Genomic DNA, 8,138 nt, shown 5'->3' on the forward strand with positions numbered 1-8,138 from the left:
GATGTGAGCTACCTTTCCACGCATTTTCGTGTCGTCGGCGCCCTGCTGGTCAGAGAGATGTCCACGCGGTTCGGCTCGAAACCCGGCGGTTATGTCTGGGCGCTGCTCGACCCCGCCGCCCACATTCTCCTTATGACCTTGGTCTTCCAGGCGATCGCCCGCGCCCCGGCGCTCGGGACGAGCTTCGCCCTGTTTTTCGCGACAGGCTATATCGCTTTCCAGTTCTATCAGGCTATGACCAGCTATCTGAACAGCGCAGTCAGGGCCAACAAGGCGCTGCTCAGCTACCCCAATGTCGCGCCGATCGATACGGTCGTCGCACGCTTTGTACTCCAAGTGGGCACGACGACGCTCGTGGGCTTCATCGTTCTCGGCACGATCGTCGCGACCATGCGGGGGGAGACAAGCCTACATTGGCCGGCGATCTTTGAAGCGGTGGCGCTGGCGTGCCTTTGCGGGCTCGGCGTGGCAATGGTCAACAGCGTGCTGTTCTTGAAATATCCGCTCTACGAACAGATCTTCAACATCGTCAACCGTCCGCTGTTCATGATATCCGGGGTATTCTTCCTGCCTGATTCGATCCCCGCTCCCTATAAGGACCTCGTGCTGCTCAACCCCTTGGTTCACATCATCATGGGCTTCCGGCAGGGCTTCTATCCGGAGTACAGGGCAATCGGCCTTGATATGGAATACCTCTATGGATTCGCATTTCTGACATTGTTTGCCGGAATGCTTGTCTTCACGCTTTCCAAAAAGGCACTGAGAAACGAATGATCCGGTTCGAACAGGCGACAAAATATGCCCGGACCAAGGGCATCAAGAAGCCGATCATCGAGGACGCTTCTCTCACACTCAATCGGGGAAAGAGCGTCGGCCTGCTCGGTCGCAACGGCGCCGGCAAATCGACGCTCTTGAGACTGATTGCTGGCGCGATCAAGCTCGACAAGGGCCGAATCATCCGGCGCGGCAAGATTTCCTGGCCGCTCGGCTTTGCGGGCAGCTTCCAGAGCTCGATGACCGGCGAACAGAATGTGCGCTTCGTCGCCCGCATCTACGGAGTAGATACCGAGCAACTGATCGACTATGTCGAGGATTTCGCCGAGCTCGGCCCGTTCTTCAAGGCCCCTGTGGGCACCTATTCCTCGGGCATGAAAGCGCGGCTTGCCTTCGGCTTGAGCATGGGCGTCAATTTCGACTATTATCTCGTCGACGAAATCACTGCCGTTGGTGACTCAAATTTTAAGAAAAAATGTCAGGCTGTCTTCGAGACCAGGCTCCAGGATTCCGATGTGATTATGGTGTCGCACAGCACCGGGACGATCCGCGCCTATTGCGACTGCGGCGTCGTGCTGGAAAAAGGCAAGCTGAGCTATTATGACAATGTCGAAGACGCGATCCGCGTGCACGACAGAAATATGGAAGGGAATTAAATGGCGGTCAGCAACGACGCGGCGATGAACAGGCCAAAAACCGCGCACGCCGACGAGAATACCCCGACCGCCAAAGGCGATACGAAAAGCAAGGGTATCGCCATTCTTGAGGGGCTATTGGGGCGCGAGAGCGCACCTGTCATTCCTCTTCCTGAGCGGCACAAGAAGACTGAACCTGCCACGAAGTCGGATTGGAAGACCCGCTGGCTCAAGAACGTGCGCTGGCGTCACGCCATCATCAGCGCCTCTTTCGTCGGGCTGGTCGCCGTGCCCGCAACGCTCGCTTCACTCTACATGGCCTTCATCGCCGCCGACCAGTATCATAGCTCGACGTCCTTCGCCGTGCGTAGCATCGAGGGCGGCGTTTCAAGCGACATTCTGGGCATGTTCACCCAGGCCTCCGGAGGCAGCACCGTCTCGGACAGCTACATACTCATGGATTACATCCTGAGCGAACGGATGGTGGCCGCCGCCGATCGGAAGTTCAAGCTCGAGGATGTTTATGCCACCCGTGGGCTCGACTATTTCTATGGCATCGGCTCCAACCTGCCGATCGAGAATAAGCTCGCCTATTGGCGCGACATGGTGAACGTCAACTTCGACCACGCTTCCAGCATCATGGAGGTGACCGTCAAGGCATTCGACCCGCGCCGTGCTCAGGAGATCGCTCAGTTCATCGTCGATCAGAGCGATAATCTCGTGAACAGTCTCTCGCTTTCGGCGCGCAACGACGTGCTGCGCGCCGCGCAGGACGAGGTGTTGGCGGGAGAGGCGCGGCTTTCAAAGGCGCGCGTGGCGCTTCGTGAGTATCGCGACAAATCACAAGAAATCAGCCCGGAAGAAGGAGCAAAGCTCGCGATTCAGCTCATCGGCTCGCTGGAACAGCAATTAACCCAGCTCCACGCCGATCTTGCCACGGCGAAAAGCCAGATGAGCGAGGACACGCCGCGAATTCGCGTGCTGAAAACGCGCATAGAAAGCCTTGAGCAGCAGCTTGCCGTCGAACGCCAGAGACTGGGGACGGGTGAAAGGACATCTGCAACAGAGGATCGCAACTCCCCGGACGTCGCGGGCCGCATCGCTCAGTTCGAAGAACTGGAGACCGAGCGCGAATTCGCCGAGCGTGCTTACACGGCCGCTCTTGCCTCTCTTGAGAAGGCACGTATCGAGGCAAACAACCGTCAGCGCTATCTCGCACTTTTCATCGAGCCGACGCTATCAGAGTTGGCGCAATATCCCACGCGACTGGTGAATGCACTGCTCGTGATCCTCGGGCTGCTCTTTGCTTGGGGGATCGGCGTGATGAGCTATTACAACGTCAGAGATCGGGCATAACGACCAGTCGCTGGCGCTAGGCTTCTCCAAGAGCAGTAGTTGTGTCCGAGTGTTAAGACGCACTGCAGACGTGTCAAGGCCGCGTCCGCGCTTAATCGGAGCGTCCTGTCTTGCAAACACGCGAGAGTTGCGATGCTGTGCGTAGACTATTTCACGGCCTCGTTGGGTGAAACGGCGGCACATCTTGGACCGAGAAGCTTTAATTTTCCGTGTCTCTGCGCCACTAGCTGTTGCTCACGCTAATCCATTTGGATACTGATGCGCCCGACGCGCTTTCTCTCATGGGTATCATCGAGTTAAGCAACGAAGTGATTGCGAGATAACCGGCATGAAAATTTTGACAGTTTTTGGAACTCGGCCCGAAGCCATCAAAATGGCTCCTTTGGTTAGAGTGCTGAGGGAACAGCACACAATAGACGCTCGGGTCTGCGTGACCGCTCAACACCGCCAAATGCTCGACCAAGTTTTAGAACTGTTCGAGATCGAGCCAAACTATGATCTGGATATCATGAAGCCTGGTCAAACCCTTTCAGGGATCACTAGCGAGATTCTGGTGCGCATTGAGCCAATTCTAAAGGGTTTTTCACCGGATGTGGTACTGGTCCACGGGGACACATCCACAACACTGGCTACCACATTGGCCTCTTACTACCACCAAATTCCAGTAGGCCATGTGGAAGCGGGGCTGCGGACAGGAAATATCTATTCCCCCTGGCCGGAGGAAGCTAATAGGAAGTTGACGGGCGCGTTGACGAAACTTCACTTTGCTCCGACGGAAGAATCGCGTTTGAACCTACTAAGAGAAGGTGTTTCAAGCGATGAAATACACGTTACCGGCAATACGGTCATTGACGCACTACTTCAGGTTCAACGCAGGCTGGAGACCGACGCGCGACTGGCGTCCGATCTAGCAGAGCGCTTCTCCTTTCTACGCGGCCGCCGACTCGTACTGATCACCGGCCATCGTCGAGAGAATTTCGGAGGCGGCTTCGAACGCATCTGTTCTGCTATACAGCAACTAAGCAAAGAATTCCCTTCTGACGACTTTGTATACCCCGTGCACCTCAATCCAAATGTTCGTGAGCCAGTGGGGCGCATCCTAAACGGGCTTCCAAATGTTCACTTAATCGAACCTCTGGAATATCTGCCATTTGTGTACCTGATGACGCGAGCGCATATCATCCTCACAGACTCCGGGGGTATTCAGGAGGAGGCGCCTTCCCTGGGCAAGCCGGTCCTCGTCATGCGCGAAACGACCGAGCGTCCGGAAGCAGTGAAGGCGGGTACGGTAAAGCTTGTAGGAACCGATGCGGCTCAAATCGCGGCCGGAGTGGGTCAGTTGATGAACGATAAATCGGCCTACGATCAGATGGCGTTTGCTCACAATCCTTATGGCGATGGGCAAGCCTGCTTTCGCATACTGTCTGCGATTCAGGACGCGTTCTGTAAGTAAAGAGGGAATATAATGCCGCAGCACTTCATCAATAAAACTATATCCATTATTGGCCTCGGCTACATTGGATTACCATCGGCCGCCGCATTTGCCGCACGAGGCGTTAAGGTAATTGGCGTAGACGTTAATCAAGAAACCGTCGACATAATTAACCAAGGGAAAATCCACATTGTCGAGCCGGAGTTGGATATGGTGGTGCATGCCGCCGTCACCGAAGGCTATCTACGGGCAACAACAATCCCCGAACCCGCGGAGGCTTTCCTTCTTGCCGTTCCAACACCGTTTCGGGATGGTCACGAACCGGATCTAAGCTTCATCGAAGCCGCTTCCAAAGCCATCGCCCCTGTCTTGAAAAAGGGGGATCTTGTAATTTTGGAATCAACTTCTCCAGTTGGCACAACTGAACAGATGGCCGCTTGGCTGGCAGAGGAGCGGCCCGATCTGAGTTTCCCGCAAGACAGGGGTGAGGAGTCAGATATACGTATTGCCCATTGCCCCGAAAGAGTCCTGCCCGGCCATGTCCTCCGCGAGCTTGTTGAGAATGACCGGGTAATTGGCGGCCTTACAGGAAAATGCTCCGAAGCCGCGGTAGCACTCTATAAAGTATTCGTACAAGGCGAATGCATCGTGACCGACGCGCGCACTGCGGAAATGTGCAAGCTGACGGAAAACGCGTCGCGCGACGTGTCGATCGCGTTTGCTAACGAGCTGTCTCTAATTTGCGACAAGTTGGACATTGACGTCTGGGAGCTAATCAAGCTCGCAAACCGACATCCGCGCGTAAACATACTGCAACCGGGACCCGGTGTCGGCGGTCATTGCATCGCGGTGGATCCGTGGTTCATTGTCAACAAGTCACCCGAGGAATCTCGGCTGATCCGAACCGCCAGATTGGTAAACGATAGCAAACCCCATTGGGTTGAAGCAAAAGTCCATACTGCGGTGGCTGCCGCGGTCGCCAAGGGCGGATGTCACCCCAGTTCGGTCAAAATCGCGTGCATGGGCCTGTCGTTCAAGCCAGATATCGACGATCTCCGTGAAAGTCCCGCACTCGAAATCGCGCTTCGCTTGGCCGATAAGTATCCTGAGCAGATATACGTAGTTGAACCCAATATCGACGCCCTACCGGCGGATCTTGCCAAGCGCGGCGCGCGGCTTTCGACCCAAGCTGAAGCTCTCGAAATTGCGGACGTCGTTATAATGCTTGTTGACCACAAGGAATTCAAGGAGCGCGTACCAGTGCTGCGGGATGGTGCGTTGTTGGTTGACACTCGAGGAATCTGGAGGGTCTGGAGGTAACCGCATGTCCATAAAGGATCTCACCCATGATCGGGTGTGGGAAGCATACTACGGAGAGCTTGGGCGCAATTTCATGCGCAGCACGCAAAAACGAATCCATTGGATCTGTAGTATGGTCGAGGGAAAAAGGATCCTTGATATCGGTTGCAGTTCCGGAATTGTACCCATCCTTCTTGGGCGAGAAGGAAGGGAGGCGGTGGGCATCGACAGCTCTAAAAAGGTGATCGAACAAGCTCGAGAACACCTCTCAAACGAATCAGAAACAACGCGGGAGAGGGTCAAGTTTGTTGAAGCTGATTTTCTCACCGTCGATCCGAAAGAACATCAACCTTTCGATACGGTTGTGATTTCAGAGGTCCTTGAGCATTTAGTTCGACCGCAGGACATGCTTGATGCCGCGGCAAAGTTCCTCAAACCAAACGGTCACATTATTGTCACGGTGCCGTTCGGGATAAATGACTTTATCGATCACAAGCGCACGTTTTATCTCACCGAAATATACGATCTTTTAACGCGCAATTTCAACGTTATTGCGTTGGAGTTTCTTGGAACTTGGATCGGACTGGTTGCAGTCAAACCGGAAAATAGGCCGCTTCAGAACGGCCGAAATTCCGTTCCAAGCGAGGAGGTAAAGCAACTTGAACAGTCGTTCTTTCTTGTGGAGCGGGCTATTCGCGACGAGTTGGCCGGCAAGAAAGATGAAGTGTCGCGCTCAGAAGATATGTTAAAGAAGACCACGGAGGCAATGAAAATTGTCGCCGCCGAAAAGCTGAAGCTCGAAGAGAACATCAAGAAGAAAGAAGGACGAGAACGGGAGCTTTTGTCCGAACGGGAGAAGTTGACGGACCAGCTTGCGTTTTTCTCAGCCGAAAGGCTCAGACTTGAAGAGAGCGTCAAGAAGAAAGAAGGGCGGGAAAGAGAGCTTTTGTCCGAGCGGGAGCAACTGGCGAACGAGCTTGCGCAACTTCAAAGCACCATTGCCGAAAATAAATCAGACAAGGAGAGGATGGGAAAGCTGGAGGCCGACCTGCGGCGGTCTGAGCAATTGTTGACCCGTTCAGAACAGCAAAGATTGGCTGCAGAGACGCGTGCCACCAACACCAAAAACACGCTGTCGTATCAACTTGGCGCAGCCCTAATACGCGCGACAAACTCGTGGTCTGGTTTCGTGGAGTTTCCCAAAGAGGCGTTGCGTATTCACAAAGAGGGGAAACGTCGTCGTGCGGCCAAACTGAAAGATCTGGAGATCGGGATTAAAAAAAAAGAACGGGTTCTAGATAGCGCGTTAGCGACGCCTCCCTGTAAGCTAAATGTCGACAGCAAGCGCAGGTTGCGTGTAGCCGGGATTATGGATGAATTTACTGTCCATTCCTACGAGCCCGAATGCACGCTCCTGCAGCTTCATCCGCAAAACTGGCGGCAACAGCTTACAGAATTTAATGCCGATTTGCTCTTCATCGAGTCCGCTTGGAAGGGTCTGGATAGTCTTTGGCAGGGGAAGATCAGTAACGCTGACCCTGAGGTGTTGGAGCTTATTGACTGGTGCAGACAAAGAAAAATACCATCCCTCTTCTGGAACAAAGAGGATCCGGTTCACTTCAGTACTTTTGTGTTTATCGCAAAATGCGTTGACTATGTCTTCACAACGGATATTGACTGCGTTCCAAAATATAAAGAGGCTGTCGGCCATGAACGAGTGTATTTGCTCCCGTTCGCGGCACAGCCGCGGATTCACAACCCAATAGAATTATACGATCGTAAAGACGCTTTTAATTTCGCCGGCTCCTACTACTTAAGATATCCCGAGCGGCAACGCGATTTCGCAGCCCTGATTGATGCTGTCGGGTCGCTGCGCCCTGTCGAGATCTATGACAGAAACTTCGACAATCCGCATCCACATTATACATTCCCTGAGCAATACGCCCCAATGATATTGGGAAAGTTGCCTTTTGCCGAGATTGATAAGGCCTATAAAGGCTATCGATACGGCATCAATATGAACACCATCAAGCAGTCGCAAACCATGTTTGCCCGGCGTGTTTTCGAACTGCTGGCATCAAATACCGTCGTTGCGTCCAATTTTTCTCGCGGCGTGAGGCTATTATTCGGTGATCTGGTGATTTCGTCGGATAATGCCGCCGAACTACATCGACGTCTCGGGGCGATCTGCGAAGATGAAGTTGGATACCGCAAGTTCCGCTTGCTCGGCCTGCGCAAGGTCATGACTGAGCATACTTATGCCGACCGGTTGTTCTATATTCGGTCAAAGCTAAGCGGAGACATGCAATCGTCGGCTCGGCCACTGATTGTTCTGTTCTCAGTTGCTGAGACACCAGATGAGTATGCATCGGTGGTGCAAAGCTTCAGCCGACAGCGATATCCCAATAAGCGTTTGGTCGTATTGAAGCGCTATCCCGGCAGTGCACTGAACCACGTAGAAGGCGTTGTCGAATGCACGAACGAAGCAGCATGTATCGAGCACATTCCAGCCACGAACAGCGATGCTCTTGTTGGATTCTTTCATCCTGAAGATTATTACGGCACTGAATACCTAACAGACCTGCAGCTAGTGGATTGATTCCAACACTTGGTGCCCGCGTTTGACGGCGGCAATGATGTCG

At 53.8% G+C, this 8,138-nt stretch carries 6 protein-coding genes; all 6 read left to right on the top strand.

Translation table 11 applies throughout. From position 1 onward, the window contains the following. The first annotated feature begins 3 nt into the window (after positions 1–3). Complete coding sequence (locus ILFOPFJJ_RS27860) at positions 4–774, top strand: ABC transporter permease (RefSeq protein WP_173513796.1); 771 nt, start codon at positions 4–6, stop codon at positions 772–774. Continuing rightward, positions 771–1,430, top strand: a complete 660-nt coding sequence (locus tag ILFOPFJJ_RS27865; RefSeq protein WP_173513797.1) for an ABC transporter ATP-binding protein — start codon at positions 771–773, stop codon at positions 1,428–1,430. Before ILFOPFJJ_RS27860 ends, ILFOPFJJ_RS27865 begins: the two co-directional genes overlap by 4 nt. Next, entirely contained in the window at positions 1,431–2,765 is a 1,335-nt protein-coding gene (locus tag ILFOPFJJ_RS27870) for a KpsE/RkpR family capsule polysaccharide export protein (RefSeq protein ID WP_173513798.1), read from the top strand. Positions 2,766–3,093: 328 nt separating this feature from the next. Next, positions 3,094–4,218 (top strand): non-hydrolyzing UDP-N-acetylglucosamine 2-epimerase, encoded by a 1,125-nt coding sequence (wecB, locus tag ILFOPFJJ_RS27875; protein ID WP_173513799.1) that lies wholly within the window; start codon positions 3,094–3,096, stop codon positions 4,216–4,218. 12 nt (positions 4,219–4,230) lie between these two features. Beyond that, positions 4,231–5,517 carry a UDP-N-acetyl-D-mannosamine dehydrogenase gene (wecC, locus tag ILFOPFJJ_RS27880; RefSeq protein ID WP_173513800.1) on the top strand — a complete coding sequence of 429 codons (1,287 nt, stop codon included), beginning with the start codon at positions 4,231–4,233 and terminating at the stop codon, positions 5,515–5,517. Between the two features lie 4 nt (positions 5,518–5,521). Next, a complete protein-coding gene (locus ILFOPFJJ_RS27885) occupies positions 5,522–8,095 on the top strand; it encodes a methyltransferase (RefSeq protein WP_173513801.1) in 2,574 nt (857 codons plus the stop codon). Positions 8,096–8,138: the final 43 nt, after the last annotated feature.

Origin of the sequence: Sinorhizobium psoraleae, assembly GCF_013283645.1 — a bacterium.
GTDB lineage: Bacteria > Pseudomonadota > Alphaproteobacteria > Rhizobiales > Rhizobiaceae > Sinorhizobium > Sinorhizobium psoraleae.

Coding starts and splice junctions, on each gene's coding strand:
- wecB (WP_173513799.1), top strand. CDS start 3,094: ATGAAAATTTTGACAGTTTTTGGAACTCGGCCCGAAGCCATCAAAATG.
- ILFOPFJJ_RS27885 (WP_173513801.1), top strand. CDS start 5,522: ATGTCCATAAAGGATCTCACCCATGATCGGGTGTGGGAAGCATACTAC.
- wecC (WP_173513800.1), top strand. CDS start 4,231: ATGCCGCAGCACTTCATCAATAAAACTATATCCATTATTGGCCTCGGC.
- ILFOPFJJ_RS27865 (WP_173513797.1), top strand. CDS start 771: ATGATCCGGTTCGAACAGGCGACAAAATATGCCCGGACCAAGGGCATC.
- ILFOPFJJ_RS27870 (WP_173513798.1), top strand. CDS start 1,431: ATGGCGGTCAGCAACGACGCGGCGATGAACAGGCCAAAAACCGCGCAC.